Consider the following 26,705-nt stretch of genomic DNA (forward strand, 5'->3'; position numbering starts at 1 on the left):
CGCGGCGTTGCTGTTACCTCACCACTAGCACCACTCCCGCGCAGCGGGTTCGTGCTTCGTGCACGGGTGGACAACCTGCACGGCGAGGCAAATCGACTGCTCTCTCGCTCGCATAGCCGTTGCCCGTAGACGCAGTTCGGCGCCGTAGCTGGCGCAGACGAGATTTGCAGATGGTAGAAGGGCGTCGCGCAACGGATTTCGAGCGAGGATTGATCATCATGGCAGGTGCTGAAACGCCGATCATCATCGAAGCCGCGGTTTCCTCGGAGAAGCCGGAAGGCAACGCAGCGATACTTTACGGTTCTGAAAGCGAGCCCGATAACGGGAAAACTGCCGGCAAGCGCAGTCTCTATGGCCCGTCACTCGAAGGCGCGCGTGCGTCGCTCGATGCCGGTGCGACGATCATCCATCATCATTACGACATGCATCTTCCGACCGATCAACAGATCGAGCAGATCATCCGAATGAGCGAGGAAATCCTTTCCACACACCCGCACGCACTGATCTACCCAGCCCCGCTGTTCACCGGGACGACCCATGCCGAGAACCACAAGCACTATCCGGCGCTGGCCGCGGCGGGTTGCCTGACGATGGTGACGATCGAGATGGGCCTGACCATCTTTGCCAACGCGAATGCGGATGGTTTGCCCAACAACCAGTGGGTCAGCGGTTCGACGTATTCGGAAGCGCACGAACTGGTGATGTTCGCGAACGCGCATCAGGTTCCGCTTTCGCTCGGCATCTACACGCCTGCGACATGCTACTGGATTCGCGAGTACGCCAAGCGGGGTCTGCTGCCGGCCGGCACCATCGTGAAGATCTGGTTTGGTGGGCGCCACAAGGTGTGGTCAAACAAAGAGCCTACGGTGCGTAATGCTCTCGCGCCTACGATCAAGGCGCTCGACGCTTATCTCGAGGCGCTTGAGGGTGTGGACCTTCCTTGGATGATCTCCGTACAGGGAGACAACATCCTCGACAGTGAGGTGGTTCGTTACGCCATCGAACAAGGCGGCCATATTCGGGTCGGCGAGGAGGACGTCAGCTGCACCACGAGTCTCGATAACGCCGCGCTCGTTAAAGCTGCGGCTGACCTGGCAATCTCGGTTGGCCGTCGCCCGGTCAGCGGGGCCGAGGCCCACAGATATCTCGGGCTGCAAAGCAAGGCGTCGCAGGCGGCCTGAGCGCAGTTCCGGTGTGGTGCGCGCGCTGGCCGCCCTGCCCGCCACCGCAAGTTGAAGCGCGTTGGACCATCGCGCGGTAGCTGTCCGCGAGCTTGTCCTGGCGGGTCGTTCGCGGGCTAGTACTCGATCCGGTCGAGCCGCCAGTCCTCGGCATCCGCGCCCGCGTACCAGTCCTGCATGAAGGGGTGCGCGAGAACAGCGTTCACATAGGCGTCCGACGCATCGGAGAGCGGCACGTCATAAGTGCGGAAGCGCGTGACGACGGGGGCGTACATGATGTCCGCCGCGCCGAACGCGCCGAACAGATACGGGCCACCGCTACCGCCGAATCCGTGCAGCGCCTCGCGCCACAGCGCGTCGATGCGGCCGATGTCGCGCTCCACCTCGGGCGTCAGCGCGAACGATGGATAGGTCCGCCCGGTGTTCATCGGGCAATGCCTGCGCAGATTGATGAAACCCGCGTGCATCTCCGCTGCGATCGCGCGCGCCAGCGCCCGCGCCGCATCATCCTTCGGCCAGAAAACGTCGCGGCCGACGCGGTCGGCGAGCCAGTCGACAATCGCGAGGCTTTCCCACACCGCGATGTCCCCGTCCCACAGCACGGGCACGGTGCCCGAGGGCAGCAGCGACGCATCCGCCTTCGCCGCGGCGAATTCGGGCGTATCCATGGGGATCACGACCTCTTCAAACGCAAGGCCCGATTGCTTCGCCGCCAGCCAGCCGCGCAGCGACCAGGATGAGTAGCGCTTGTTGCCGATCACCAGCTTCATATGCCCGTGTCGTCCTTCGCCGCCCCGAGCACCGCTGCGCGCAGCTCTTCGATGCCGTGATTCTTTTCGGAACTCGTCGCGAGCAAGCTGGGGAACGATGCCGGATGCCGCTTCAGGAGCGCGGGAAGATCCTCGCGCAGCTTCGCCACCCAGCTTTCCTTCACCTTGTCAGTCTTGGTGAGCACGATCTGATAGGAGACGGCAGCGCTATCGAGCATGTCCATCACATCTTCGTCGACCTTGCCGATGCCGCGCCGGCTGTCGATCAGCAGCAGCACGCGCTTCAGGTTGGCACGGCCACGCAGATAATCGAAGACCGCGCGCTTCCACGCGTCCACCATCTTCTTGGGCGCCTCGGCATAGCCGTAGCCCGGCATATCGACGAGGCGCAGCACGGCGGGTTCGCCGACATCGAAGATGTTGAGAAGCTGCGTGCGGCCCGGCGTGTTCGAGGTGCGCGCAAGGCCCTTTCGCGCCGTCAGCGCATTCAGCAGCGACGACTTGCCGACATTGGAACGCCCCGCGAACGCCACCTCCGGCAGGTTCGCCGGGGGCAGGTCGTCCATCGTCGGCGCCGACTTCACGAAGGCGATCGGCCCCGTGAACAGTCGGTTCGCCTCCCGGGGGCTGATGCCGATCATTTTGCTTTGGCAGGTTCCGGCGCGGGCGCCGGATGCTTGCGGATCAGCACCCACTGCTGCGCGATCGAGATGATGTTGTTCACCGTCCAGTAGAGCTGCAGACCCGCCGCGAACGGCGCCATGATGATCATGAACATCCACGGCAGGATGGCGAACACCTTCTGCTGAATCTCGTCGAGCGGCTGCGGATTGAGCTTCTGCTGGAGCCACATGGTGATGCCGAGCAGGATCGGCAGCACGCCGATGCCGATGTACGGCGGCGGCGTGAACGGCAGCAGACCGAACAGGTTCACCGGCGTCAGCGGATCGGGCGCGGAAAGGTCCTTGATCCACAGGTAGAACGGCTGGTGCCGCATATCGATGACAAGAAACAGCGTCTTGTAGAGCGCGTAGAAGATCGGAATCTGGAGGAGGATCGGCAGGCAGCCCGCGAGCGGGTTCACCTTCTCCGTCTTGTAAAGCTCCATCATTTCCTGCTGGAGCTTCAGCTTGTCGTCCTTGTAGCGCTCCTGCAGCGCCTTCATCTTCGGCTGCACCTGCCGCATCTTCGCCATCGAGGCGTACTGCTTGTTCGCAATCGGGAACAGCACGAAGCGGATGAGGATGGTGAGGCCGATGATGGCGACGCCGAGGTTGCCGGTCTTCTCGAACAGCCAGTCGAGCAGGTGGAAGATCGGCTTCGCGATCACCTCGAACCAGCCCCAATCGATGGCGCTGCCGAGGCGGGGGATGCCGAGATCATCCTGATAGCGATCGAGGACGTCCACTTCCTTCGCGCCCGCGAACAGGCGCGTGGTCGTCGCGGCAGTCTGGCCGGGGCCGACTGCAAGCGGCTCCCCGCGCACGCCCGCCTGATACCGCTGGTCGCCGCCGCTGCGGAAATTGCCGTCGAATGTCGCGTCGTTCGCGGGGATCAGCGCGGAAAGCCAGTATTTGTCGGTGAAGCCGATCCAGCCGCCCTTCGAGCGGAAATCGATCTGACCGGCTGGCGCCTCATCGACGTCATCGTAATTGTTTTCGTAGTTGGTCTTGCCGCCGAATACGCCGATAGGCCCTGTGTGGGCATTGAACGTGCTCTTGTCCGGCCCTGTGCCGACGCGTGCGACGAGGCCGTAGGGCCGCGCGACGAGCGCCTGGGCGCCCTTGTTCACGACACTCTGCTTCGCGGTGAACAGATAGTCCTTGTCCACCGACAGCGCGATCAGGAAGGTCTGGCCTGCGGCATTCGTCCACGACAGCGTCACCGGCTGTTCGGGAGTCAGCGTCGGCGCACTTGCCGTCCAGCGCGTTTCGGCGGTCGGCAGGCCCGCAGACCCGGTCCAGCCGAATTCCGCGAAATAGGCGCCCTGCGTTCCCGAAGGCGAGAACAGACGGACGTTCGGCGAGTCCTTTTTGAGCGTCTCGTCATGGCGCAGAAGCAAAAGGTCGTCGATGCGCGCGCCGGTGAGATTGATCGAGCCTGAAAGCGCGGGCGTACGGATCGCAACACGCTCGGCTTCGGCGATCACGGCCGCCCGGTCGCGCAAGACAGTGGAGGCCTCCGCGACTGGCGCCGCGCCATCCGCCTTCTGCGCGGCGCTCACCGGTTCGTTCGACTTCGGCGTCGGGAAGAAGCGCTCCGAGACGGCAGCCCAGCCGAACAGCACGACGATCGACAACAGGATCGCCAGAAACATGTTGCGATTATCGCTCAAGCTCGACCACCTTCTTGCGGCCCGCAGCAGGGCCTCGACTTCGTTATGGTTTCAGGCCCGGGGACGGGATCGAACCCCGAACCGCCCCACGGATGGCAGCGCAATATCCGACGAAGCGCGAGCGCGCCACCCTTGATAGGGCCGTGCCGCTCGATCGCCTCGATCGCATAGGCCGAGCACGACGGCGCAAACCGGCACGTCGGCGGCAGGATCACCGAAAAGCTGAGCTGCCAGCCGCGCGCCACGAGGATCATCATCCGGGCGACCAGCCTACCGATCATCTCGCGACCTTCCGCACGGCGCGCGCCAGATCGGCGGTCAAGTCGACATAATCGCGGGTGAGCCCCGCCTCGCGGCCGATCAGCACATAATCATGGGCGGGAGATGCGAGCGCAGGCATCGATTCGGAAACCAGCGCACGCAGGCGGCGCTTCAACCGGTTGCGGACAACCGAATTGCCGATCTTCTTGGTGACGGTGAAGCCGACACGCACACCGCCGCCATCGGCGCGGTCGCGGGCCAGCAGGATGAAGCCGTCAGTCACGGCGCGGCGTCCTTTGTTCGCGGCGAGAAAGTCGCGCCGCGCACGGAGCCGCTCCGGCTTCGGAGCTACGCCGACAGCCGCTTGCGGCCGCGCGAACGGCGGGCCGCCAGAATCTTGCGGCCGCCCGGCGTCGCCGAGCGCGTGCGGAAGCCGTGGCGCCGTTTGCGGACGAGCTTGCTCGGTTGGTAGGTGCGCTTCATCGGACATGCCTTCTTGCGAATCGAATCAATAAAAACGGCCGCGCACGCGTGCTCGCGCAATCGCGACCGAAACCTTCGGGCGAGCGCATAGGCCAAGCGCGCGCCCAAAGTCAACGGAAAGCGTGGTCACGCTTACTCTGGACGCGGCCTTTTGCGGCGGCGAAGCCCCATGTCCACCCAGTGCGCGATCTTCGGATAACGGCGCTTGAACGCGACATAGCGCTTGCGCGCGCCATGCGAGTTCCTGAGCACGAGCGCGAGCCCGATCGCCGAGCCGATGAAGCCGAACGGCCCAGGAATCAGCGGCCCGCCGATGATCGGCGACAGGATCATCAGCATCACGCCCGCTGTCATCTCCGCGCCGCGGCGCGCGAGCGAGCGCGGCCGCCGCGGCTTGCGCGGGGGTGGGGAAGGCGTGGTCACGGGGAATCCTCGGGCGCGTGCGAATCGTCTCTGCTGCGCAGAGTGCGCCCACGGCGTGTCAAAAAAGAGGCCGTAACCCCAAGGGTTTGACGATGATGTTGGCGCACTTTACCGGGGTCCCACGGTGGATCGTTTCGATGCATCAACGGGGGAAGCTGGTCATGGTTGCGCGCGTGCAGACAGTCGCGTTCATCGGGCTTGAAGCGCGCAGTATCGATGTGCAGGTGCAGATCGCGCGCGGGGGAGCCAAGTTCACCATCGTCGGCCTGCCCGACAAGGCCGTGGCCGAAAGCCAGGAGCGCGTGCGCGCGGCGCTTTCCGCGATCGGCCTCGCGCTTCCGTTCCAGCGCATCACGGTCAACCTTTCGCCCGCCGACCTCCCCAAGGAAGGCAGCCACTACGACCTTCCCATCGCGCTCGGCCTGCTCGCCGCGATGGGCGTCGTCGACCTCGAAGCCCTCGCGGGCTACGCGGCGGTGGGCGAACTCGCGCTCGACGGGCGGGTGAGCCCGGTGCCCGGCGTCCTCCTCGCGGCGCTCCACGCGTCCACGAACGAACTCGGCCTCATCTGCCCGGCCGCGCAGGGCGGCGAGGCGGCGTGGGCGGGCTGCGACGTGCTCGCCGCACCCGATCTCCTCAGCCTGCTCAACCATCTGAAAGGCACGCAGCTTCTCAGCCCGCCGACGGCCTCGGTTGCCGAAGACGCTGCCGTCGCGCCCGACCTTGCCGCCGTGAAGGGCCAGGAAACCGCGAAGCGCGCGCTCGAAATCGCGGCGGCGGGCGGCCATAATCTATTGATGTCCGGCCCGCCCGGCGCGGGCAAGTCGCTGCTCGCCGCCGCGCTGCCGGGCATATTGCCGCCGCTTTCCCCGCGCGAGGCGCTTGAAGTCTCGATGGTCGCCTCGGTCGCGGGCGCGCTTGACGGCGGCAAGCTGATCCGCGCGCGTCCCTTTCGCGCGCCGCACCATTCGGCATCGATGGCGGCACTCGTCGGCGGCGGTGCGAAGGCGCGGCCGGGCGAAGTCAGCCTCGCGCATCTCGGCGTGCTGTTCCTCGACGAACTGCCGGAGTTCCAGCGCCAAACACTCGATTCGCTGCGCCAGCCGCTCGAGACCGGCGAGGTCAGCATCGCGCGCGCCGCGCTCCACGTCACCTACCCCGCGCGCGTGCAGCTGATCGCGGCGATGAACCCCTGCCGTTGCGGCCATCTCAGCGATCCCGCGCTCGCCTGCGCGCGCGCGCCGAGATGCGCCGCAGACTATCAGTCCAAACTCTCCGGGCCGCTGCTCGACCGCATCGATCTCCACGTCGAGGTCGAGCCCGTCTCCGCCGCCGATCTCGCGCTGCCCCCGCCCGCCGAAGGCTCGACCGAAGTCGCCGCGCGCGTCGCCGCCGCCCGCGCGCTGCAGACCGCCCGCTATGAAGCGCACGGCGTCCGCACCAATGCGGAGGCCGACGGCAAGCTCCTCGAAGACGCCGCAACGCCCGACGAGCCCGGCCGCAAGCTGCTGATGCAGGCCGCCGAATCGATGCGCCTCACCGCGCGCGGCTACCACCGCGTGCTCCGCGTCGCCCGCACGCTTGCCGACCTCGCGGGCGCGGAAAGCGTCGCGCGCATCCATATCGCCGAAGCGCTCAGCTATCGGCGAAGGGCGCCGGTGAACTGACCTTCAAGCCCATAGGCCAAGGTTATCGTCGCCTTTGGTCCGGCTGGATTTTCATTGCGGGAAGCCTCGTCTATCGTCACCGCGCGTGCAGAGGGAGCAGTTGATGCCGTTACATGTGAAAATGCTGATCGGGTTCGCGTTCGGTCTTGCCGCGGGCCTTGTCGTGCATTTCACCGCAGGCGCCGACGCCGCGTGGGTTCATACCATCACGACCTATGTGACCGGCCCCATCGGCCAGCTGTTCCTGCGTCTGCTGTTCATGCTCGTGATCCCGCTGCTGTTCTCAGCGCTTGTGCTCGGCGTGGCCGAAATGGGCGACATCCGCTCGCTCGGCCGCATCGGCTGGAAAACGCTCGCCTACACGATCGGCGTGTCCTCCGTCGCTGTCGTCATCGGTCTCGTCTTCGTGAACGTGCTGCGCCCCGGCGACGGCATTGATCCGGCGGTCGCGCAGCGTCTGCTTGCGGATGCGGGCGACGGCGCTGCCTCCATCGTGCAGAGCTCGCGCACCGCGCCTTCGGGCATGGATGCGCTGATCAACATCGTGCCCTCCAACGTCATCCGCGCGGCGGCGGACAACGACATCCTCGCCGTGATGTTCTTCGCGCTGATGTTCGGCATCGGCATGGTGCTGGCAAACACGCCGGGCACGGAGCGACTGAAAGGCGCGATCGAAGGCCTGTTCGACGTCACGATGACGCTGATCAACCTCGTCATCCGCCTCGCGCCGTATGCGGTCGCCTGCTTCATGTTCAATCTCGCCGCGCTGTTCGGCTGGGATCTGCTCGCCCGCCTCGCCTCTTACGTGGGCGTCGTGGTGCTGGCGCTCGGCTTCCACATGCTCGTCGTCTATTCGCTGGCCGTGAAGTTCCTCGGCGGCATGTCGCCGGCGCGCTTCTTCAAGGGATCGGAGGAAGCCATCGTCATGGCCTTCTCCACAGCCTCGTCGAACGCAACACTGCCCACGGCGCTGCGCGTTGCTGAAACCAAGCTGATGCTGCCGCGCCGCGTCTCGCGCTTCGTGCTCACCATCGGCGCCACGGCGAACCAGAACGGCACCGCGCTGTTCGAAGGCGTCACCGTGCTGTTCCTCGCACAGTTCTTCGGCGTCGATCTCAGCCTCGGCCAGCAGGTCGTGGTGATGCTGGTGTGCATTCTCGGCGGCATCGGCACGGCGGGCGTCCCTGCGGGTTCACTGCCGGTCGTTGCGCTCATTCTCGGCATGGTCGGCGTCCCGCCCGAAGGCATCGGCCTCATCCTCGGCGTCGACCGTTTCCTGGATATGTGCCGCACGACGCTGAACGTCACCGGCGATCTCGCCGCCGCCGTCGTCGTTTCGAAGGGCGAAACCGACCCGCCGCTGCTTACCCCCGAACCTATGCGATGAGGTTTTCCACCGTTTCGTGAAAGCGGCGGATGCCGAGTTCGAGTCTGCCGAGCAGCAATTCGGACACGGCGCCGCTTTCCAGCCCCTGCTGGCCGCGCGCAGCGGCGCCGAAATCCTCGGTGCCGAACACGCCGCCGTCGAGCAACTCCCACGACCGGCACCAGTGATCCTCAGCCTTCGCGGTCGCGGGCTTTTCGGGGATCAGCATGAAGTCCTCGACCAGCGTGCGCCCGGCCGCCTGCGGCATCAGCGTCATCAGGTTCACATAGTCGGGCGAGAACACCAGCACCGTGCCGGGCACGAGCTGATAGGCGTAGGTCACGACACGGCGCAGCGCCGCCCAATCTTCAAGGTCGACCTGGGCAAGATAATCGGCGCGCGCCACTGCGGAGCGCGCGTGCGGGCCGATGAGGTCGCCCGCCGTGATCCCATCCACGAAGAACGGCGCGATCGTTTTCGCGTGCAGGCGCTGCACGTGGTAGCTTTCAAGGAACGCGTCCATGATCAGCTTCCAGTTCGCGGGCACATCGTGCGTGCGGCGATTGTAGAGATACATCTCGCCAAGCCCGAGCGCATCGAAATCGGCGGCAAGCGGCCCCTCGACATACGAGAAATCGTAGGCCCGATCCTGCTCCAGCCCCGCCCAGATGATGCCGCCCGCCTCGCGCGAGGGCAGTTCCAGAAGCCCGCGCTCCGCCTTGTCCAGCCCCGGAAACGTGTCGGCGCGCGGCACGCCCGCCAGCCGTCCGTCGCAGCTATAGGCCCAAGCATGATAGGGACAGACGATACGCGGCGCCTTCTGCGCGTCTGCGCCGTCCATCAGCCGCGTGCCGCGATGGCGGCAGACGTTCAGGAACACGCGCACCGTGCCCTTGCCGTCGCGCGCGAGGAGCAGGGGCACGCCGAACCCGTCGTGCGGCACCGCCATGTTCGCCTCGGGCAGCAGCGCCGACACCGCGACCGCCACCGGAAGCCGCCCGAACAGCCGCTCGCGCTCCAGCCGGAACCGCGCGTCATCGACATAGATGGAGGCGGGAACGGTGGCCGTGCGATCGTCGTGCGCGGCCTTGCCGTCCGCGATCGCCCGCGCCAGCGCAAGCTGGTCGGCGGTCGGACGGCGCGGGGGTGAAGGAGCGTCCATGCCTGCCATTCTACCGCGCCCACGCCTATCCGACACCTAGCGCAAACGCGGGAGATTCCCGTGCAGCCATTTCTCGCTTACACACACACCCGGTCAGCATGAAGGAGCACGCATGGCGGGCAATTTGGCATCGGTTCGGGACCGCCTTCCCGCAGGTGTCCGCCCCTATTTCGAAGCCGCGCCGTTCGCTGCGCTGTTCCTCGGCATGTCGTCGGGCTTTCCCTATGCGATGATCGGCGCGACGCTTACCACGCGGCTCGCGCAGGACGGGATCGACAAGAAAAGCGTCACCACCTTCGCGCTGGTGTTCCTCGCCTACAACTTCAAGTTTCTCTGGGCCTGGGTCGTGGAAGGCGTGCGCTTGCCGCTGCTCGGGCGGCTCGGCCAGCGTGTTTCGTGGATGCTGTTCACGTCCGCACTCGTCATCGTTGCGGTCATCAATCTCGGGCTTATGGACCCGAAGGCGGACATCATGGCCGTCGCGCTCGCCGCGATCTTCGTGGGCGTCGCCGGCGCGACGTTCGATATCGTCATCGATGCCTATCGCATCGAACTGCTGGAACCGCGCCAGCTCGGCGTCGGCGCGGGCATGTCGCAATACGGCTGGCGCATCGGCGCGGCGGGCGCGGGCGCGCTTGCACTCGTCGCCGCAGATCCCATGCAGTGGAACCTTGGCTGGGATGCCGCCTATATGCTGTGCGCCGTCTTCGCGCTTCCGGCCGCATTCACCGCGCTCATCATGGGCGAACCCGCGCGCCACAAGGAAGTTGCTGCGCGAAAGACGCTGAAGACGCTCGGCGCCGCGATCATCGGCCCATTCGCCGAGTTCCTGCAACGCAGCGGCGCGTGGCTGGTGCTGCTCTTTATCCTCCTCCACAAGATCGGCGACACGCTCGCGAACCTCACGCTCCGCCTGCTGTTCGAAGATCTCGGCTATTCGAATACCGAGATTGCGATCTACGACGTTGGCGTCGGCTTCTGGGCGCTGCTCGCAGGCATCTTCGTGGGCGGCGTGCTCTATGCCAGGCTCGGCCTCAAACGCTCGGTGCTCTTCAGCCTGATCCTGATGGCGGTGTCCAACTTCAGCTTCGCGCTGCTCGCCGCTGCCGGACACAGCAACACCGGCATGGCGCTTGCCATCGGCTTCGAAAATTTCGCGAGCGGCATCGGCGGCGTCTGCGTCGTCGCCTATTTCTCCGCGCTCACCGATCTTCGTTTCACAGCGGCGCAGTATGCGCTCATCTCCGCCTTCGCCAGCATCGTCGGCCGCTTCATGACGGGAACGACAGCGGGCGCATTGATCGAAGCGTTCGGCTATGTGAACTACTACCTGTTCACCACAGCCATCGCGCTCCCCGGCATCCTCCTCTTCTGGCTGATGATGCGCGCCGGTCTCATCGACGCATCGATCGGTACGGCGGGAACGGAGAAGGCGGAGGATTAAGCGGGAAGCGGCCCGTTGATCTTCAGCACGTCGCCGGCAAGGTAAAGCGAGCCCGCAATCAGCACCACGGGCGGTGCCTTGCGGTCGGCGGCGTGGCCGATGCGGCGGAGTGCTTCGTCGACCGATGCGGCGGGCGTCGCGGGAAGTCCGACATCGCTCGCGAATTTCGCGAGTGTTTCGGGGGACACGCACTCGTGCTCGGGGATCGGCACGGTATGCACCGCCGTCACGCGGCCCGCGAAGGCCTTGAGGAAGGCTGCCGCGTCTTTGCTTTGCAGCATCCCGAGCACGAGGTGGAACGGCGTCGCGGCGATATCCTGCGCGCGGAAGGCATCGACGAGGACACGCGCAGCGGAGGGATTGTGGCCGCCGTCGAGCCAGAGCTCGCTGCCCTGCGGCAGGTGCGCCACAAGCGGGCCGCTTTCCAGATGCTGAAGCCGCGCGGGCCATTCCGCCCAGCCCGGTCCGGCACGCAGCGCCGCGTCCGGCACGGCAAGCGCGCTCTGGTGGCGCAGCATCGCGGCGGCGAGGCCGACATTGTCGATCTGGTGCGCGCCGGGCAGGCGCGGCATCCCGAGCGTCAGCTTCGCCTTAGCGTCGCGGTAGTGAAGCTGGTCCTGATATATGCCCACATCCCAATCGATGCCACGCGCGATGATGCGGGCGCCCTTCGGCCCCGCCACCTCGCCGATCGCCGCAGCAACCGTTTGCGGGTAGCGTGAGGTGACGAGCGGCACGCCTTTCTTGGCGATGCCCGCCTTCTCGCGCGCGATGTCGAGGATCGAATTGCCGAGGAACTGCTGGTGATCGAGCCCGAGCTGCGCGATGCCGCAGATCGCCGCCGTCGGGAGCACATTCGTTGCGTCCCAAGTGCCGCCGAGCCCGACCTCGATGACGCAGGCGTCGGCGGGCGTGCGCGAGAAGGCCGTGAACGCGGCCGCCGCGGTCAGCTCGAAAAACGTGATCTGCTCGCCGTTGTTGACACTGATCACATCATTCAGAAGCTCGATCAGCTCACCATCGGTGATGAGCCGCCCGGCAAGGCGGATACGCTCGTTGAAGCGCACGAGATGCGGCGAGGTGAAGACGTGGACACGGTAGCCCGCCGCTTCGAGGCAGGCGCGCAGGAATGCCGCCGTCGAGCCCTTGCCGTTCGTGCCTGACACGTGAAACACCGGCGGCAGGTGGTGATGCGGGTTGCCGAGCTTGCCGAGCAGCCGTTCGACGCGGCCGAGGGTCAGGTCGATCAGATTGGGATGCAGCGCCTTCGCCTCGACGAGCAGGGCATCGAGCGCGGGATTGTCTGACCGGGCCCCCTCGGTCGCCATCAGGAAACGTGCCCCTCCCTCTGGAAATGGGGTGGCAGGGTGGGGGTCGACACGCCGACGGTGCCGGAGACCCTCCCCATCCCCTCCCTATCCAGGGAGGGGCTAAACATATTGTCCTCGCTCATGCGGCTTTCGCAGGCGCGTGGGTGAGCACGCCGAGCAGGCTGCCGAGCTGCGCCTTCAGCCGCTTCCTGTGCACCACCATGTCGACCATGCCGTGCTCGTGCAGATATTCGGCGCGCTGGAAGCCTTCGGGCAGCTTCTCGCGGATCGTCTGTTCGATGACGCGCTGGCCCGCGAAGCCGATGAGTGCGCCCGGCTCCGCGATGTGAACGTCGCCGAGCATCGCGTAGGACGCGGTGACGCCGCCCGTCGTCGGATCGGTGATGACGACAATGTACGGCAGCCCCGCCTCGCGCAGCAGCGAGGTGAGCACGGTCGCGCGCGGCATCTGCATCAGGCTGAGCAGCCCCTCCTGCATCCGCGCGCCGCCCGCCGCCGTGAACACCACGTAGGGCACACGGGCATCGAGCGCGGCTTCCGCCCCGGCGATGAATGCCTCGCCCACGCCCATACCCATCGATCCGCCCATGTAGGCGAAGTTCTGCACGCCCACGATTGCGGCGGTGCCCTCGATCTGGCCCTCTGCGATCGCGAACGCCTCGGGGTCGCCGGTCGCGGCGCGCGCGGCCTTGATGCGGTCGGTATATTTCTTCTGGTCGCGGAATTTCAGCGGGTCTTCCGTCACCGACGGGATCGCCAGCCGCGCATATTTGCCGCCGTCGAAGATCTGCTGGAAGCGCTCCTTCGGGCCGATGCGCTCGTGGAAGTCGCAGCGCGGGCAAACGTTCATGTTGTCCACCAGCTCGCGGTGGAAGTTCATCTGGCCGCAGCCCCGGCACTTCGTCCAGAGATTGTCCGGCGTTTCCTTCTTCGTAAGGAAACTGAGCGCGGGGCGGATACGTTCGAGCCAGCTCATGCGGCCTTCTCCCTTGCGGTGGCGAGCGCGGCGGCGAGCCCGGCCACATAATCCTTCACATGCGGCGCGGCGCCGGCGCCGTGTGCCGCCACGATATCAACGATCGCCGAGCCGACGACAACGCCGTCTGCCACGCGGCCGATCGCGGCAGCCTGCTCCGGCGTCCGCACGCCAAAGCCCACGGCCACCGGCAGGTCGGTCGCGGCCTTCAGGCGGGCGACAGCGCTTTCGATTCTGCCCTGCGCCGCTTGCTGGAGGCCCGTGATGCCGGCGACCGAAACATAATAGAGGAAGCCCGAGGCGCCTTCCAGCACGGCGGGCAGCCGCGCGGCGTCCGTCGTCGGCGTCGCCAGCCGGATGAAATCGATCCCCGCCGCGCGCAGCGACGGGCCAAGCTCGCGGTCTTCCTCTGGCGGCAGGTCGACCGCGATCACGCCGTCCACGCCCGCATCTTTCGCGGCAGCGGCAAACCAATCAGCACCGCGCCGAAGCATCGGGTTCGCATACCCCATCAGCACGAGCGGCACCTGCGGATGGCGCGCACGGAACGTCTTCGCAATGCCGAGAATATCGGCCGTCGTCGTCGCTGCCCCGAGCGCACGGAGGTTCGCGCGCTGAATGGCGGGGCCGTCCGCCATAGGATCGGTGAATGGCATCCCGAGCTCGATCACGTCCGCCCCGCCCGCGACGAGCGCGTCAAGCACGGCGCCCGTGTCAGCAGGCGTCGGATCGCCTCCGGTAACGAAGGTGACAAGCGTGGCGCGGCCATCGGCCTTGGCGCTCGCAAAAGCGGCAGGGAGGCGCCCGCTCACAGCCTCACCCCCAGCGCCTCGGCCACGGTGAAGATATCCTTGTCGCCGCGGCCGGAGAGGTTGACGATGATGATCTTGTCCTTGCCCATCGTCGGCGCGATGCGTTCCGCAGCCGCGATGGCGTGCGCGGATTCGAGCGCCGGGATGATGCCTTCCAGCTTGCAGAGGCGCTGGAAGCTGGCGAGCGCCTCGGCGTCCGTCACGGGCTCATAGCGGACCCGGCCGATGTCGTGCAGCCACGCGTGCTCCGGGCCGATGCCGGGATAGTCGAGACCCGCCGAGATCGAGTGCGCCTCGGTGATCTGGCCGTCCTCGTCCTGCAGCAGGTAGGTTTTGTTGCCGTGGAGGATGCCGGGCACGCCGCCGGCGAGGCTCGCGGCGTGCTTGCCGTCCAGCCCCTCGCCCGCCGCCTCGACGCCGACGATCTCGACGTCCGTATCATCAAGGAACGGGTGGAACAGGCCGATGGCGTTCGATCCACCGCCGACGGGCGCGATCAGCATGTCCGGCAGCCGGCCTTCCGCCTCCAGAATCTGCGCGCGCGCCTCGGTGCCGATCACGGACTGGAAATCTCTTACCAGCTCGGGATAGGGGTGCGGCCCCGCCACTGTGCCGATGATGTAGAAGGTGTCGTGGACGTTTGCGACCCAGTGGCGCAGCGCCTCGTTCATCGCATCCTTCAGCGTCTTGGCGCCCGATTCCACCGCGACGACTTCCGCGCCGAGCAGCTTCATACGGAACACGTTCGGCTGCTGGCGGGCGACGTCCACCGCGCCCATGAAGATGGTGCACGGCAGGCCGAAGAGCGCGGCCACGGTCGCGGTCGCGACGCCGTGCTGACCCGCGCCCGTTTCGGCGATGATCTTGGTCTTGCCCATGCGCCGGGCGAGCAGAATCTGGCCGATGCAGTTGTTGATTTTGTGCGCGCCAGTGTGGTTGAGGTCCTCGCGCTTCAGGTAGATCTTCGCGCCGCCGAGTTCCGCCGTCAGCCGCTCCGCCAGCCACAGTGGGCTCGGGCGGCCGACATAGTGCTTCAGCAGATATTCGAATTCGTCGCGGAACGCCGGGTCGGTCTGCGCGGCGCGGTATTCGCGTTCCAGATCGAGGATCAGCGGCATCAGCGTCTCGGCGACATAGCGGCCGCCGAAGGCGCCGAAATGGCCGCGCTCGTCCGGCTGCTGTCTCAGGCTGTTCTGAACCGTCATCGTGCGCGTACCGCCTCGCAAAACGCCCTGATCATCGCCGGGGACTTCACGCCCGGCGCATCCTCCACCCCCGACGAAACGTCGACGAGCGGCGCCTGCGTCGTAGCGAGGGCTTCGCCGACTGTCGAGGCGTCAAGTCCGCCCGCCAGCCCCCACGGCGCCCCCGGATCGAAGCCTCCGTTGTCCCTGGCAAGCAACCGCCAGTCGAAGCGCACGCCCATGCCGCCGGGAAGCGCAGCGCCGGGCGGTGTCTTCGCGTCGAAGAGGATGCGGTCGACCACGCCTGCATAGCTGCGGGCCGCCGCGAGATCGGCGCGCGTGGTGACCGGCAGGGCTTTCCACACCTCGACGCCGAAACGTCCTTTTATCGCCGCCGCGCGGTCCGGCCCCTCGTCGCCGTGAAGCTGCACGCCATCGAGCCGCGCGGCGCGCACAGCCGCGCCGATCGCCTCGTCGTCGGCGTTCACGAACAGGCCGATACGGCGGATGCCCGACGGCACCACGCCCGCAAGCCCGCCCGCCTCATCAAGCGAGAGATTGCGCGGGCTTTTCGCGAAAAACACGAAGCCCACATAGTCCGCACGCCCGGCCGCGGCGGCATCGATCGCGGCGCGGTCCCGCACGCCGCAGATCTTGATGCGCGCCATGCTCAAAGGCTCTGGGAAATTGCGTTCGCTGCCGCGCCGGGATCGTCGGCGCCGGTGATCGGCCGCCCGATGACGAGAATGCTTGCGCCTGCGTCCATCGCCTCGCGCGGCGTCATCACGCGCTTCTGGTCGCCGACGGCACTGCCCGCCGGGCGAATACCCGGGACGACAAAGAAACCCTCCGGCCACGCCGCGCGCATCGCGGCGACTTCGTGCGCCGAGCACACGATCCCGTCGAGCCCCGCGCCCCGCGCCAGCACAGCAAGCCTGCGGACCTGATCGGCGGGCGTGCCGATCACGCCCGTGGCGGCCAGATCGTCCTCGTCCATGCTGGTTAGCACCGTAACGCCCACGACCTTCGCGCCGGGACGCGCTGCGTCCTTCGCCGCGCGCATCATGGCACTGCCGCCGCCCGCGTGGACGGTGAGGATGTCGTAGGGGCACGAGGCGAGCGAACGAACGGCACCCGCCACGGTATTTGGAATGTCGTGGAGCTTGAGATCGAGGAAGACAGGCACCCCGCCCTCCCCCGCGACGGCAGCCACGCCCTCGCGGCCGTTCGCCATGAAGAACTCCAGGCCGAGCTTGATGCCGCCGACTCGCCCCGCGACGCGCGCGGCAAGCGCCCGTGCGTGTTCCTTGTCGGCCGTATCGACCGCACAGAATACCGGGTTCGTCATAGCGGCGCGATGGGCGGCGGGGCCGGATCCGTCGTGGTTACGGTCGGCGCCGCGGGTTGAGTATCCCCAAGCGCGCGTTCGAGCTTCTGAACGCGCCGAGACCAGCGCCAGCGGCTGGCGTAGCGGAGAATGGCAAGCGGCAACGCACCCGCGAGGAACATGAGGAGCAGCAGAACGGGGAGCCGGATCGCCAGCTCGTAGTCGCCCCACAGCTTCAGCGTGACGAAATCCCAGTTTCGGGCGGCAAACCATGCCAGCAGTGCGCCGAACAGGAAGTAAAAGATCAGCGTGACGATGCGCATGACCCCTGCTTAACGGACAGGCGGACACGATGCCAGCACCGATGGCGCATAAACCATCATCAGCGCCCGAGACGCTGCGGACAGCGATTGTTTCAGGGCGCGCGAGGATTCAGTTCAGGCCGAGGCGAGAATGGCGGATTCCGAGAATCCGCGCACAGCGTATTTAACGCTGAGCCAAGACACGCGCAGGAAGCCGCCGTTTGCAGCCCGGCATGGGCTGAAGCGCCGCACAGCCTATTTGTTGAGCCGCTCGCGGAGTTCCTTGCCGGCCTTGAAATACGGCACGCGCTTCGCATCCACGGCCACCTTTTCGCCGGTGCGGGGATTGCGCCCCGTCCGCGGATCGCGGCCTCGCGTGGAAAAGGCGCCGAAGCCACGCAGTTCCACGCGGCGTCCTTCGGCAAGCGCCTCCGAAATCGAATCGAAAATGGTCGACACGACGCGTTCGACATCCCGCTGCGACAAATGCGGGTTCATTTCCGTGACTGCTGCGACGAGTTCAGATCGAATCATCTCTCACCCCGTTTCTCGAGCCCCAATTTTTTGTTCAAAACACCTTGTGGGCCACCCAGCACGGCCCGGGTCCACTATCCCCCGACTCGGTCCGTGCAAATCATACAACAGCTTGAGCAAGTTAACAAAAAGCAAGCGGCCCGTCAGTAGCGGAACTGACGGGCCGCAAACGGCTCACAAAGGCGCGTCGCTTACTTTTTCGCGTCCTTGGCCTTGTTCAGCGCTTCGCCGAGGATGTCGCCGAGGCTCGCGCCCGAATCGGACGAACCGTACTGCTTCACGGCTTCCTTCTCCTCGGAGATCTGCAACGACTTGATCGACAGGTTCGGCTTCTTCGAACGATCGAAGCCGATCACCTGCGCATCGACCTTCTGGCCGACCTGGAAGCGCTCCGGACGCTGCTCGTCACGGTCACGGCTGAGATCGCCGCGGCGGATGAAGCCGGTCGAACCGCTGTCGCCGAGCGTGACCTCGATGCCGCCATCGGTGATCGCCGCAACGGTGCAGGTGACGGTTTCACCCTTGTTGACGCCGCCGCCGCTGGAGACCGTGGCACCGCCACCGCCGCCCGATGCGGAATCGAGCTGCTTCATGCCGAGCGAGATGCGCTCCTTCTCCACGTCCACGTCGAGCACGACGGCCTTCACCGTCTCGCCCTTGTGGTGCAGTTCCAGCGCTTCCTCGCCGTTCACGCCCCACGCGATGTCGGACATGTGGACCATGCCGTCGACGTCGCCGTCGAGGCCAATGAACAGGCCGAATTCGGTGGTGTTCTTGACTTCGCCCTCAACGACGCTGCCGGCCGGGTACTGAGAGGCGAACGCCTCCCACGGGTTCTGCTGCGCCTGCTTGAGGCCAAGGCTGATGCGGCGCTTGTCCTCATCGACCTCGAGCACCACAACGTCGACTTCCTGGCTCGTCGAGACGATCTTGCCCGGGTGGACGTTCTTCTTGACCCACGACATTTCGGAGACGTGGACGAGACCTTCGACGCCCGCTTCCAGCTCCACGAAGGCGCCGTAGTCGGTGATGTTGGTGACGCGGCCGGTAGCCTTCTGGCCGACCGAATACTTGGCGGCGGCACCTTCCCACGGATCCGATTCAAGCTGCTTCATGCCGAGCGAGATGCGCTGCGTTTCGCGGTTGATCCGGACGATCTGCACCTTCACCGTATCGCCGATGCCGAGAACTTCCGACGGGTGGCCGACGCGCTTGTAGCTCATGTCGGTGACATGGAGCAGGCCGTCGATGCCGCCGAGGTCCACGAACGCACCATAGTCGGTGATGTTCTTGACGACGCCGTCGACCGTCTGGCCTTCGGCGAGCGTCTGGATGAGGCCCGAACGCTGCTCGGCGCGGGTTTCCTCCAGCACAGCACGGCGCGAGACGACGATGTTGCCGCGCTTGCGGTCCATCTTCAGCACCTGGAACGGCTGCGGCATACCCATCAGCGGGGTGACATCGCGCACCGGGCGGATATCGACCTGGCTGCCGGGGAGGAACGCAACTGCGCCGCCGAGATCGACGGTGAAGCCGCCCTTCACGCGGCCGAAGATGATGCCGTCGACGCGGGCGTTTTCCTGGAATTCGGATTCGAGCTTGTCCCAAGCGGCTTCACGGCGCGCGCGGTCGCGCGACAGCATGGCCTCGCCATAGGCGTTCTCGACGCGGTCGACATACACTTCGACCTGGTCGCCGACTTTGATCTCAGCCTTCTCGCCCGGCGCTGCGAACTCACGCAGCGGCACGCGGCCTTCCGACTTCAGGCCGACGTCGATGACGGCCATGTCGTTTTCAATTCCCGTAACGGTGCCGGTGACGACCCGGCCTTCAAATGATTCGCTGCCGCCGAGGCTCGCTTCGAGGAGCGCCGCGAAATCGTCGCGGCTCGGCGTGGGGTTGGTTGCCATAAGTATCAGTTTTCCTTCGTGTCTGTTTACTGGCCGACCGGTTGTTTCCGGCGGTCTGGAGACCCGTCCGGGCCCCATGCCCGTCCGCTCCCCTGCAAAAGCCTGCGCTCGCAAAACCTTGCGTTTGGCCCTTCATTTCCGGGTTCATGGAACGCGGAAAACGGGCGGCATCCTGAAGGCTGCCACCACGAAAAGCGGCGCCGCTCTATCGCAAAGCCGCGTTTTCCGCAAGCCGCGCCTCGGCAAGCGCGATCGCGCGCGCGATCGCCGTGTCCCGATCCATGTCGGACGTATCGAGCAGGATCGCGTCATCCGCCTGCCGTAGCGGTGCGGCATCGCGCGCGGAGTCTCGCTTGTCTCGCTCGGCAAGGTTCGCCTCTACCAGCGCAAGATCGCGCTCCGGCGTCTCCGCCTGCCGCCGCTTCGCCCTCACATCAAGCCGCGCGGTCACGAAGATCTTGATGTCGGCATCCGGCGCGATCACCGTCCCGATGTCCCGCCCGTCGAGCACCGCGCCGCCAGGTTGACGCGCGAACGCCTGCTGACATTCCAGAAGCGCCGCCCGCACCTCGGGATGCGCGGAAACAACCGAAGCGGCCCGCGCCGTCGTCGCTTCGCGCAGCGCCGGGTCATCGAGCACCTTCACATCGAGAGTTCTTGCATATGTGGCCGCCAGTGCAGCGTCGGCAGGATCACCACCGGCGCGCAGCACCGCGAGGCCGACGGCGCGGTAGAGGCCACCGGTATCCATGTGCGGCAGGCCGAAATGCGCGGCGAGCGCCCGCGCGATCGTGCCCTTCCCCGAAGCGGCGGGACCATCCACGGCTATAACGATGTCGAAACGATTTTCATTGGGCGCGGTCATGCCGCTCCTATAGAGCGAGGAAACACGATGTGAACAGCGGGCGGGGGCCTTCGTGACTTCAGGAGGTTCGGTGAAGTTCGTCATCGGCACACGGCCGGAGGCGATCAAGCTCGCGCCGGTCGTGCTCGCACTGCGCGCGCTGCACCTGCCGGTTCGCGTGTGCCTGACTGGACAGCATCCGGAAATGGCGGGCGCGGCACTGGCCCCCTTCGGCATCGAGGCCGATGTGGATTTGGGCCTGATGCGCCCCGGACAATCCCTTGCCGAACTGACACAGCGCGCGGTTTCCGCCCTTGCCTTGCGGCTCGCGTATAAGCAGCCTGCGTGGGTGATTGTGCAGGGCGATACGACCTCCGCGCTCGCAGGCGCCATCGCAGCCCGGCAGTTGGGCATCCCGGTTGCGCATGTCGAAGCCGGGTTACGCAGCTTCGACCTTACCCAACCCTATCCCGAAGAACTGAATCGCACACTGATCGCGCGGCTGGCGACGCTGCACTTCGCCCCCACGCCGGGCGCAGAAGCGAACCTGCGCGCCGAAGGCGTGCCGGGCAAGGCGATCGAAGTGACGGGCAACACGGTCGTCGATGCGCTGCACCAAACGCTGCAAGCCCTGCCCCCTCCCCCGCGAAGACGTCGGCGCCTGATACTCGCCACACTGCACCGGCGGGAAAACCGTGAGACAGCGTTTCCCGAGATCATTGACGCGCTCGCGGTGATTGCATCGCGCGGGGACGTGGACGTGCTCCTCCCCCGCCATCCCGGCTGTCCGCCCGAAATATACAAGCCGCTGGAAGCCTGTCCAACCGCACGGCTGGTGCCGCCGATGCCCTACCCCGCCTTCGTTGCTGCACTCGCCGCGGCGCACCTCATCATCACCGATTCGGGCGGCATCCAGGAGGAAGCCTCCGCGCTCGGCATCCCGACACTCATCGCGCGCGCCCTTACCGAGCGTCCCGAGGTGGTGGAGGCAGGAACAGCGCTTATCGTGGACACGGTGCGGGACAGCATCCTTGCCGCCGCAACGCGCTTGCTGGACGACGACGACGCCCACCGCAGCATGGCCAAAGCATCCACCCGGATCGGAGACGGCAAAGCCGCCGAACGGATCGCCCGGCGGCTTTACGACGAGCTGCATGGCGCGCGGCGCCCGGCCGCCTGAACGCCTGAACGCCTCAGTCTTCAGCCGGCTTCGTCTGAAGCTGGATGTAGTTCTGGATGCCCATCGCTTCGATCAGCGAAAGCTGCGTTTCGAGGAAGTCGACGTGCTCCTCCTCGCTTTCGAGGATATCTTCCAGAATTTCACGGCTGACGTAGTCGCGAACCTTCTCGCAGTGCTGGATGGCATCGCGCAGCGGCGGGATCGCCTCGCGTTCAAGTTCCAGATCGGCCTTGAGCACCTCCTCGACCGACTCGCCGATACGCAACCGCCCGAGGAGCTGGAAGTTCGGCAGCCCATCAAGGAACAGGATGCGCTGCGCGAGCGTGTCGGCGTGCTTCATCTCGTCGATGGATTCGCCGTACTCATACTTCGCGAGACGCGTGACGCCCCAGTTGTCCAGCATCCGGTAGTGCAGAAAATACTGGTTGATCGCCGTCAGCTCGTTCTTGAGCGCCGCGTTCAGATGCTTGATGACGTCCTTGTCACCCTTCATGGCGCGCCTCCTTGGGTCTTGCATAAGGAATAGGGCGCCATGATGCGCCCCGGAAAATTCAGCGTCAACAATGGGTTGAGATGATGCGAAGCACTAGCAGGCCTGCTGCTCAGGCGCCGCGACCGCCCTTCAGCAGACGGCGCGCATGGGAAAGGCACTGGCCGCACTGCGGGCGCGCGCCCAGCCGCGCATAGGTTTCCACCGGGCAGCCCTTGGGCCCCGCAGCGGCACGGACATCGTTTTCACGCAGGGCATTGCACACGCACAGGATCATCGTTGGACCATCCCAAAAGCCAATAATGCGAACGATTAGCAGAGTTTCTTCCTTTCTGCAAGTCGTTCGCATTCGCGCTTGGGTGTAGAGCGCAACTTTGCCTCTTCCCAATTGTTAACGATTTGGTAACCTTCGTTAACAGCCAAGCGTTGGGAGAGCGTTCGTGGGCCACGAACACGAGTATGTGCAGATTCGCGCGCGCGTTTCCCGTGCGACATTGATCAACGATCTGCGGTTTTTCCTCACCGCCTACGTTGCCGGAACAGCCTTCGCGCTGGTTTACCTCTTTTAGTTTTAGCGCGCGGCGGCGCCCATGCGCTGCATGAGCGGCAGGAAATCCGGGAAGCTCGTCGCGATCGGGCGGGCATCATCCACCACCACCGGCGCCTTTGCATTGAGGCCGAGCACCGCGAAGCTCATCGCGATGCGGTGATCGAGGTGGCTTGCCACAGTCGCGCCGCCGGGCACCGCCGCGCCGCTGCTGCCATGGATGATGATGCCGTCCTCCAGTTCTTCGACCGGCACGCCGCAGGCCGCAAGCCCCGCAGCCATCACGGCAAGACGGTCCGATTCCTTGACGCGCAACTCCTCCAGCCCGCGCATCACCGTGGTGCCCTCTGCAAAGGCTGCCGCGACCATCAGGATCGGATATTCGTCGATCATGAGCGGCGCGATCGCTGGATCGACCTCGCCGCCCTTCAGCATGGCATGGCGGACGCGAAGCGCGCCTACTGGCTCTCCGCCTGCCTCGCCTTTGTCCTCCACCACGACCTCAAGGCCGAGCATGGCGAGCGCATCGATGATGCCCGTGCGCGTGGGGTTGAGGCCGACATTCTCGATCACGACCTCGCTGCCCGGCACCACAAGCGCCGCCACGAGCGGGAACGCCGCAGATGAAATGTCCCCCGGCACCGTGATTCGCTGCGGCTTCAGCTCTGCTTCACCGCGCACGGAGATAAGGCGCGCGCCATCCGCCAGCGTTTCCACGGTCAAATCCGCGCCGAAACCGCGCAGCATCCGCTCCGAATGATCGCGCGTCGGCACGCTCTCGATAACGCGCGTGATGCCCGGCGCGTTGAGCCCGGCGAGAAGCACCGCGGACTTCACCTGCGCAGAGGCGACCGGCAGGCGATATTCGATCGGCAGCGCGGGACAGGCGCCCTCCACCGTCATCGGCAAGCGGTCGCCGTTCCCGGAAAACCGCGCGCCCATCTGCGACAGCGGCGTGATGATCCGCTGCATCGGCCGCTTCGACAGCGACGCATCGCCCACAAAGGTCGCGCGAATCGCGTGGCTGGCCACAAGCCCGGCAAGCAGCCGCGTCGAGGTGCCGCTGTTCCCCATTTCAAGCACGCCCGCAGGTTGCAACAGCCCGCCCACACCGACACCTTGCACGCGCCAGCGCCCCTCCGCATCCCGCTCCGCATGAGCGCCCATCGCCCGCATCGCCGCGGCCGTGGCGTGAACATCCTCGCCTTCGAGGAGACCATCGATCACGGTTTCACCGACCGCGAGCGCGCCAAGCATCAGCGCGCGGTGCGAGATCGACTTGTCGCCCGGCACACGCACACGGCCGGAAAGCGGCCCCTCGGCAACAAGCGAAAGCGGCATGGGTGTAGCGGCGGACAGCGGTCGGCCCCTTTATCCTTGAGGAAACGGCTATGGGAAGCTGCCGGCACAGCACCAGCGGCCGCGCCCGGAGGCCCCCGGCGCGATTAGGTTTTGACAGCGCCGCACGCGCATGGCAAGGCACCGGCCGCGAATCCGCCCCGTACGGCGCCCTTTTGTGCGCTTGGGTAGCGGCTACACGACAGACAGCTGTACGAAATACGAACGTCCGGAGACATATCTTGGTGAAGCCCGAATGGGGAACGAAGCGTACCTGCCCGAAATGCGGCACCCGCTTTTACGATCTTGGCGCCGATGATCCCGTCACCTGCATCGAATGCGGGACCGCCTGGGCGCCCGAGCCGATCCTGAAGTCCAAGCAGCCGCTGCCCTTCGAGGTGGCCAAGAAGGAAGCTGATCCGGAGAGCACCGAAACCGCGCTCGACGAAGACGATCTCGACGTCGATGTTGACGACGACGACGTGAACCCGGACGACGAGAACGATCTGGGCGGCGACGACGACCTCGGCGAAGTCGCCGTGACCAAGGAATCGGGCGAAGACGTCTGATTTTTTGAAGGGGAGCCGCACAAGGCGCTTGCGCACCGTGCGGCTTCTGAACTAAATGCCCGCCGCCCGGGACCAGACCGGGCCGCAAGCAAGACGTGTGGGGCCGTAGCTCAGCTGGGAGAGCGCTACAATGGCATTGTAGAGGTCAGGGGTTCGATCCCCCTCGGCTCCACCAGCTTTCGTGGCGTGCAGATTTACCCCTGTAGCCCGCTTTCCCGTTCAAATTTAGCGAATGCCGCCTAAAGACACCGAGGTGGCTTCACTCACTGCGGCGGTAGTGCTCGACACCATCACGACCTTTTACTAATGCAGTCGTCCAAACGCCGCCGAAGGATAAGCGATTGAACAAGGTTGCTCTCATCACGGGTATCAACGGGCAAGATGGATCTTATCTTGCCGAACTTCTGCTCGGAAAGGGCTACGTTGTTCACGGCATGATACGACGTGCCAGTACGCCGCGTACGGGCCACATTGATCATTTGCTCGCTGACGAAAGCCTTTCTGATCGTTTCCATCTCCACTTCGGCGATCTTGCCGATGCGAATTCCCTTCGACATATAATTGATAAGACTGCGCCGGATGAGGTCTACAATCTCGCTGCGCAAAGCCATGTCAAAATCAGTTTTGATCAGCCGGAATATACGATCGATGTGACGGGCACGGGCGTCGTTCGTTTGCTTGAGGCGATCCGCAACCATATGGACCATACCGGCAAGGAAATTCGGTACTATCAGGCCGGGTCTTCGGAGATGTTCGGGTCAGCGAAGCCGCCACAAAGTGAAATGACGCGATTCGAACCCCGTTCGCCATATGCATGCGCGAAGGTTTATGCACATTATCAGGTAATTAATTACCGTGAAAGCTATGGCATGCACGCTTCAAACGGCATTCTATTCAATCACGAAAGCCCCAGGCGCGGTGAAGAATTCGTGACAAGAAAGATCACGAGAGCGGCTGCAAGAATAAAGCTTGGCTTACAAAAGGAATTAAGACTCGGCAATTTGGATGCGAAGCGAGATTGGGGCTTTGCCGGAGACTACGTGGATGCGATGTGGCGCATGCTTCAAAAGGATGCCCCAGGTGACTATGTCGTAGCGACAGCAATCAGCATCTCAATTCGAGATTTTTTGGAAAAGGTGTTTGACCGCCTGGATCTCGACTGGAGCAAATATGTCGTTGTCGATCCACGCTTCTTTCGACCGGCAGAGGTAGACTATCTTCTCGGCGATCCAAGTAAAGCTGCCGCCCAGCTTGATTGGCGCTCATCAACGAATATCACCGAGCTGGCTACGATGATGACCGATCATGATTTGAAACTCGCGCAAGCCGAGGCCCGCAGTAGCGAACCCTTCACGGGACGGTGATGTCGTCGGGTAAGCACCATATTCTCGTTACAGGAGGGGCCGGCTTTGTCGGCACGCACGTTGTCAAACGTCTCGTTCGGGATGGCCACACCGTAACCGCGATGGGAAGGGAAAAGAAGCCTTCTTGGCTTCCAGCGACAGTCTCCTGGATAACTGCCGATCTTCTGGACGCTGCGACCCTAGCGCCCTTGAATCAAAGCTTCAGCGGCATCATCCATCTTGCGGCGCAAAGCGTTCCCGCCAGCTTCGGCGCTCCGCAAGATATCGCATGGAACGCCGCGATGACGCAGGGCCTTATCGAGGCCGTACCGCCAACTCGGCTACTTCTCGTCAGTTCCGCGCACGTGTATCGATCTGCTGAAACCCCACTTTCGGAAACCTCTGACACATATCCCAAAGGTAGATATGGCATCTCCAAGCTTCTGGCCGAGGAAGTGGCAACCATCGCGGGTCGGACCTTTGACGTACGGATAGCGCGGCCCTTTAACCATATCGGATCCGGAATGCCATCGGCACTCATGGTCCCCTCGCTTATCGCACGCCTGCTAAGTCTTCCAAAGGGGGAGCCCCTTATAATGAAAGGCCAAAACAGCATTCGAGATTATCTCGATGTGTCCGATATTGTCGATGCCTACCTATGTCTTCTGTTTCTAGAAAATCCTAAGGAGAGGATATTCAATGTATGCTCGGAAATCGGCCGATCTGTTGCAGATATCGCTAGTATTTCAATGAAACATCTAGAGCAAAAGCGAGAGGTTATATTTGAATCTTCGCTTCTATCTACAGACGACACTCCGCTACTAGTCGGAAGCTCCCAGAGAATACGAAATTTTACAAATTGGCAACCCGCTACTTCAATTGAAGAAAGTTTAAAAACGCTGGTAAGTTCCCAATTAGGGCTGTGA

The 26,705-nt window shown here is 64.8% G+C and carries 28 protein-coding genes, 1 tRNA gene and 2 pseudogenes; 10 read left to right on the top strand and 21 right to left on the bottom strand.

What is annotated here, in order from left to right:
* Positions 1 to 170 precede the first annotated feature (170 nt).
* Positions 171 to 1,181 (top strand): 3-keto-5-aminohexanoate cleavage protein, encoded by a 1,011-nt coding sequence (locus tag AAC014_RS05700; RefSeq protein WP_339705376.1) that lies wholly within the window; start codon positions 171 to 173, stop codon positions 1,179 to 1,181.
* A 116-nt stretch (positions 1,182 to 1,297) separates the two neighbouring features.
* Here the strand turns inward: AAC014_RS05700 and AAC014_RS05705 are convergent, their stop codons facing one another.
* The 7 genes and pseudogenes from AAC014_RS05705 to AAC014_RS05735 form a co-directional block, all read right to left on the bottom strand.
* Positions 1,298 to 1,951, bottom strand: coding sequence for a glutathione S-transferase family protein (locus AAC014_RS05705; RefSeq protein WP_339705379.1), 654 nt, complete (start codon positions 1,949 to 1,951; stop codon positions 1,298 to 1,300).
* On the bottom strand, positions 1,948 to 2,592 hold the full coding sequence (yihA, locus tag AAC014_RS05710; protein WP_339705382.1) for a ribosome biogenesis GTP-binding protein YihA/YsxC: 645 nt from the start codon (positions 2,590 to 2,592) through the stop codon (positions 1,948 to 1,950). Before yihA ends, AAC014_RS05705 begins: the two co-directional genes overlap by 4 nt.
* The gene (gene yidC, locus AAC014_RS05715; RefSeq protein ID WP_339705385.1) at positions 2,589 to 4,286 is read right to left on the bottom strand and encodes a membrane protein insertase YidC; all 1,698 of its coding nucleotides are present in this window, start codon (positions 4,284 to 4,286) and stop codon (positions 2,589 to 2,591) included. The genes yihA and yidC overlap by 4 nt, the downstream gene beginning before the upstream one ends.
* Positions 4,287 to 4,345: 59 nt before the next feature.
* Positions 4,346 to 4,555: pseudogene (gene yidD / locus AAC014_RS05720) on the bottom strand (membrane protein insertion efficiency factor YidD); the annotation flags it as partial.
* 8 nt (positions 4,556 to 4,563) lie between these two features.
* Positions 4,564 to 4,881: pseudogene (gene rnpA / locus AAC014_RS05725) on the bottom strand (ribonuclease P protein component); the annotation flags it as partial.
* Between the two features lie 14 nt (positions 4,882 to 4,895).
* Complete coding sequence (rpmH, locus tag AAC014_RS05730) at positions 4,896 to 5,030, bottom strand: 50S ribosomal protein L34 (RefSeq protein WP_339706563.1); 135 nt, start codon at positions 5,028 to 5,030, stop codon at positions 4,896 to 4,898.
* A gap of 132 nt (positions 5,031 to 5,162) precedes the next feature.
* Positions 5,163 to 5,453, bottom strand: a complete 291-nt coding sequence (locus tag AAC014_RS05735) for a hypothetical protein (protein WP_339705388.1) — start codon at positions 5,451 to 5,453, stop codon at positions 5,163 to 5,165.
* 161 nt (positions 5,454 to 5,614) lie between these two features.
* Between AAC014_RS05735 and AAC014_RS05740 the strand changes: the two genes are divergently transcribed.
* On the top strand, positions 5,615 to 7,120 hold the full coding sequence (locus AAC014_RS05740) for a YifB family Mg chelatase-like AAA ATPase (RefSeq protein ID WP_339705392.1): 1,506 nt from the start codon (positions 5,615 to 5,617) through the stop codon (positions 7,118 to 7,120).
* Between the two features lie 103 nt (positions 7,121 to 7,223).
* Positions 7,224 to 8,507: a dicarboxylate/amino acid:cation symporter gene (locus AAC014_RS05745; protein ID WP_339705395.1), complete on the top strand. Its 1,284-nt coding sequence runs from the start codon at positions 7,224 to 7,226 to the stop codon at positions 8,505 to 8,507.
* Here AAC014_RS05745 and AAC014_RS05750 read toward each other — a convergent pair.
* Entirely contained in the window at positions 8,497 to 9,648 is a 1,152-nt protein-coding gene (locus AAC014_RS05750) for an aromatic ring-hydroxylating dioxygenase subunit alpha (RefSeq protein WP_339705398.1), read from the bottom strand. The genes AAC014_RS05745 and AAC014_RS05750 overlap by 11 nt on opposite strands.
* 112 nt (positions 9,649 to 9,760) lie before the next feature.
* Between AAC014_RS05750 and AAC014_RS05755 the strand changes: the two genes are divergently transcribed.
* Positions 9,761 to 11,092: an MFS transporter gene (locus tag AAC014_RS05755; protein ID WP_339705401.1), complete on the top strand. Its 1,332-nt coding sequence runs from the start codon at positions 9,761 to 9,763 to the stop codon at positions 11,090 to 11,092.
* Here AAC014_RS05755 and AAC014_RS05760 read toward each other — a convergent pair.
* The 10 genes from AAC014_RS05760 to cmk all read right to left on the bottom strand — a co-directional run bounded on the left by AAC014_RS05760 (position 11,089) and on the right by cmk (position 20,303).
* Positions 11,089 to 12,420 (bottom strand): folylpolyglutamate synthase/dihydrofolate synthase family protein, encoded by a 1,332-nt coding sequence (locus AAC014_RS05760; protein WP_339705404.1) that lies wholly within the window; start codon positions 12,418 to 12,420, stop codon positions 11,089 to 11,091. The two genes, AAC014_RS05755 and AAC014_RS05760, sit on opposite strands and share 4 nt — an antisense overlap.
* Positions 12,421 to 12,541: 121 nt before the next feature.
* Entirely contained in the window at positions 12,542 to 13,399 is an 858-nt protein-coding gene (gene accD, locus AAC014_RS05765) for an acetyl-CoA carboxylase, carboxyltransferase subunit beta (protein ID WP_339705407.1), read from the bottom strand.
* The gene (gene trpA / locus AAC014_RS05770) at positions 13,396 to 14,211 is read right to left on the bottom strand and encodes a tryptophan synthase subunit alpha (protein ID WP_339705410.1); all 816 of its coding nucleotides are present in this window, start codon (positions 14,209 to 14,211) and stop codon (positions 13,396 to 13,398) included. The genes accD and trpA overlap by 4 nt, the downstream gene beginning before the upstream one ends.
* Positions 14,208 to 15,416 (bottom strand): tryptophan synthase subunit beta, encoded by a 1,209-nt coding sequence (gene trpB / locus AAC014_RS05775; RefSeq protein ID WP_339705413.1) that lies wholly within the window; start codon positions 15,414 to 15,416, stop codon positions 14,208 to 14,210. The genes trpA and trpB overlap by 4 nt, the downstream gene beginning before the upstream one ends.
* The gene (locus AAC014_RS05780) at positions 15,413 to 16,063 is read right to left on the bottom strand and encodes a phosphoribosylanthranilate isomerase (protein ID WP_339705416.1); all 651 of its coding nucleotides are present in this window, start codon (positions 16,061 to 16,063) and stop codon (positions 15,413 to 15,415) included. The genes trpB and AAC014_RS05780 overlap by 4 nt, the downstream gene beginning before the upstream one ends.
* Before the next feature lie 2 nt (positions 16,064 to 16,065).
* Positions 16,066 to 16,743: an orotidine-5'-phosphate decarboxylase gene (gene pyrF / locus AAC014_RS05785; RefSeq protein WP_339705419.1), complete on the bottom strand. Its 678-nt coding sequence runs from the start codon at positions 16,741 to 16,743 to the stop codon at positions 16,066 to 16,068.
* Positions 16,740 to 17,045: a hypothetical protein gene (locus AAC014_RS05790; protein WP_339705422.1), complete on the bottom strand. Its 306-nt coding sequence runs from the start codon at positions 17,043 to 17,045 to the stop codon at positions 16,740 to 16,742. Before AAC014_RS05790 ends, pyrF begins: the two co-directional genes overlap by 4 nt.
* A gap of 234 nt (positions 17,046 to 17,279) precedes the next feature.
* Positions 17,280 to 17,558, bottom strand: a complete 279-nt coding sequence (ihfB, locus tag AAC014_RS05795) for an integration host factor subunit beta (protein WP_293783544.1) — start codon at positions 17,556 to 17,558, stop codon at positions 17,280 to 17,282.
* 191 nt (positions 17,559 to 17,749) lie between these two features.
* Positions 17,750 to 19,468 (bottom strand): 30S ribosomal protein S1, encoded by a 1,719-nt coding sequence (gene rpsA, locus AAC014_RS05800; protein WP_339705430.1) that lies wholly within the window; start codon positions 19,466 to 19,468, stop codon positions 17,750 to 17,752.
* Between the two features lie 205 nt (positions 19,469 to 19,673).
* Positions 19,674 to 20,303 carry a (d)CMP kinase gene (cmk, locus tag AAC014_RS05805; RefSeq protein ID WP_339706565.1) on the bottom strand — a complete coding sequence of 210 codons (630 nt, stop codon included), beginning with the start codon at positions 20,301 to 20,303 and terminating at the stop codon, positions 19,674 to 19,676.
* Positions 20,304 to 20,403: 100 nt separating this feature from the next.
* On the opposite strand from cmk, the gene wecB reads away from it, so the two are divergent.
* Positions 20,404 to 21,492 (top strand): UDP-N-acetylglucosamine 2-epimerase (non-hydrolyzing), encoded by a 1,089-nt coding sequence (gene wecB / locus AAC014_RS05810; RefSeq protein WP_339705432.1) that lies wholly within the window; start codon positions 20,404 to 20,406, stop codon positions 21,490 to 21,492.
* A gap of 13 nt (positions 21,493 to 21,505) precedes the next feature.
* On the opposite strand, the gene bfr is transcribed toward wecB, so the two are convergent.
* Entirely contained in the window at positions 21,506 to 21,985 is a 480-nt protein-coding gene (gene bfr / locus AAC014_RS05815; RefSeq protein ID WP_339705434.1) for a bacterioferritin, read from the bottom strand.
* 109 nt (positions 21,986 to 22,094) lie between these two features.
* On the bottom strand, positions 22,095 to 22,259 hold the full coding sequence (locus tag AAC014_RS05820; RefSeq protein WP_339705437.1) for a (2Fe-2S)-binding protein: 165 nt from the start codon (positions 22,257 to 22,259) through the stop codon (positions 22,095 to 22,097).
* 163 nt (positions 22,260 to 22,422) lie between these two features.
* On the opposite strand from AAC014_RS05820, the gene AAC014_RS05825 reads away from it, so the two are divergent.
* Entirely contained in the window at positions 22,423 to 22,551 is a 129-nt protein-coding gene (locus AAC014_RS05825) for a hypothetical protein (protein WP_339705440.1), read from the top strand.
* A gap of 2 nt (positions 22,552 to 22,553) precedes the next feature.
* On the opposite strand, the gene aroA is transcribed toward AAC014_RS05825, so the two are convergent.
* Positions 22,554 to 23,870 (bottom strand): 3-phosphoshikimate 1-carboxyvinyltransferase, encoded by a 1,317-nt coding sequence (aroA, locus tag AAC014_RS05830; RefSeq protein WP_339705442.1) that lies wholly within the window; start codon positions 23,868 to 23,870, stop codon positions 22,554 to 22,556.
* A 239-nt stretch (positions 23,871 to 24,109) separates the two neighbouring features.
* Here aroA and AAC014_RS05835 point away from each other — a divergent pair, with 239 nt between their 5' ends.
* The 4 genes from AAC014_RS05835 to AAC014_RS05850 all read left to right on the top strand — a co-directional run bounded on the left by AAC014_RS05835 (position 24,110) and on the right by AAC014_RS05850 (position 26,705).
* On the top strand, positions 24,110 to 24,436 hold the full coding sequence (locus AAC014_RS05835) for a TIGR02300 family protein (protein WP_339705445.1): 327 nt from the start codon (positions 24,110 to 24,112) through the stop codon (positions 24,434 to 24,436).
* Positions 24,437 to 24,535: 99 nt separating this feature from the next.
* Positions 24,536 to 24,611: transfer RNA gene (locus AAC014_RS05840), tRNA-Ala, on the top strand.
* Between the two features lie 166 nt (positions 24,612 to 24,777).
* Positions 24,778 to 25,800 carry a GDP-mannose 4,6-dehydratase gene (gene gmd, locus AAC014_RS05845; protein WP_339705448.1) on the top strand — a complete coding sequence of 341 codons (1,023 nt, stop codon included), beginning with the start codon at positions 24,778 to 24,780 and terminating at the stop codon, positions 25,798 to 25,800.
* On the top strand, positions 25,800 to 26,705 hold the full coding sequence (locus tag AAC014_RS05850; protein ID WP_339705451.1) for an NAD-dependent epimerase/dehydratase family protein: 906 nt from the start codon (positions 25,800 to 25,802) through the stop codon (positions 26,703 to 26,705). Before gmd ends, AAC014_RS05850 begins: the two co-directional genes overlap by 1 nt.

Source organism: uncultured Sphingosinicella sp. (assembly GCF_963974575.1).
Classification (GTDB): domain Bacteria; phylum Pseudomonadota; class Alphaproteobacteria; order Sphingomonadales; family Sphingomonadaceae; genus Sphingosinicella.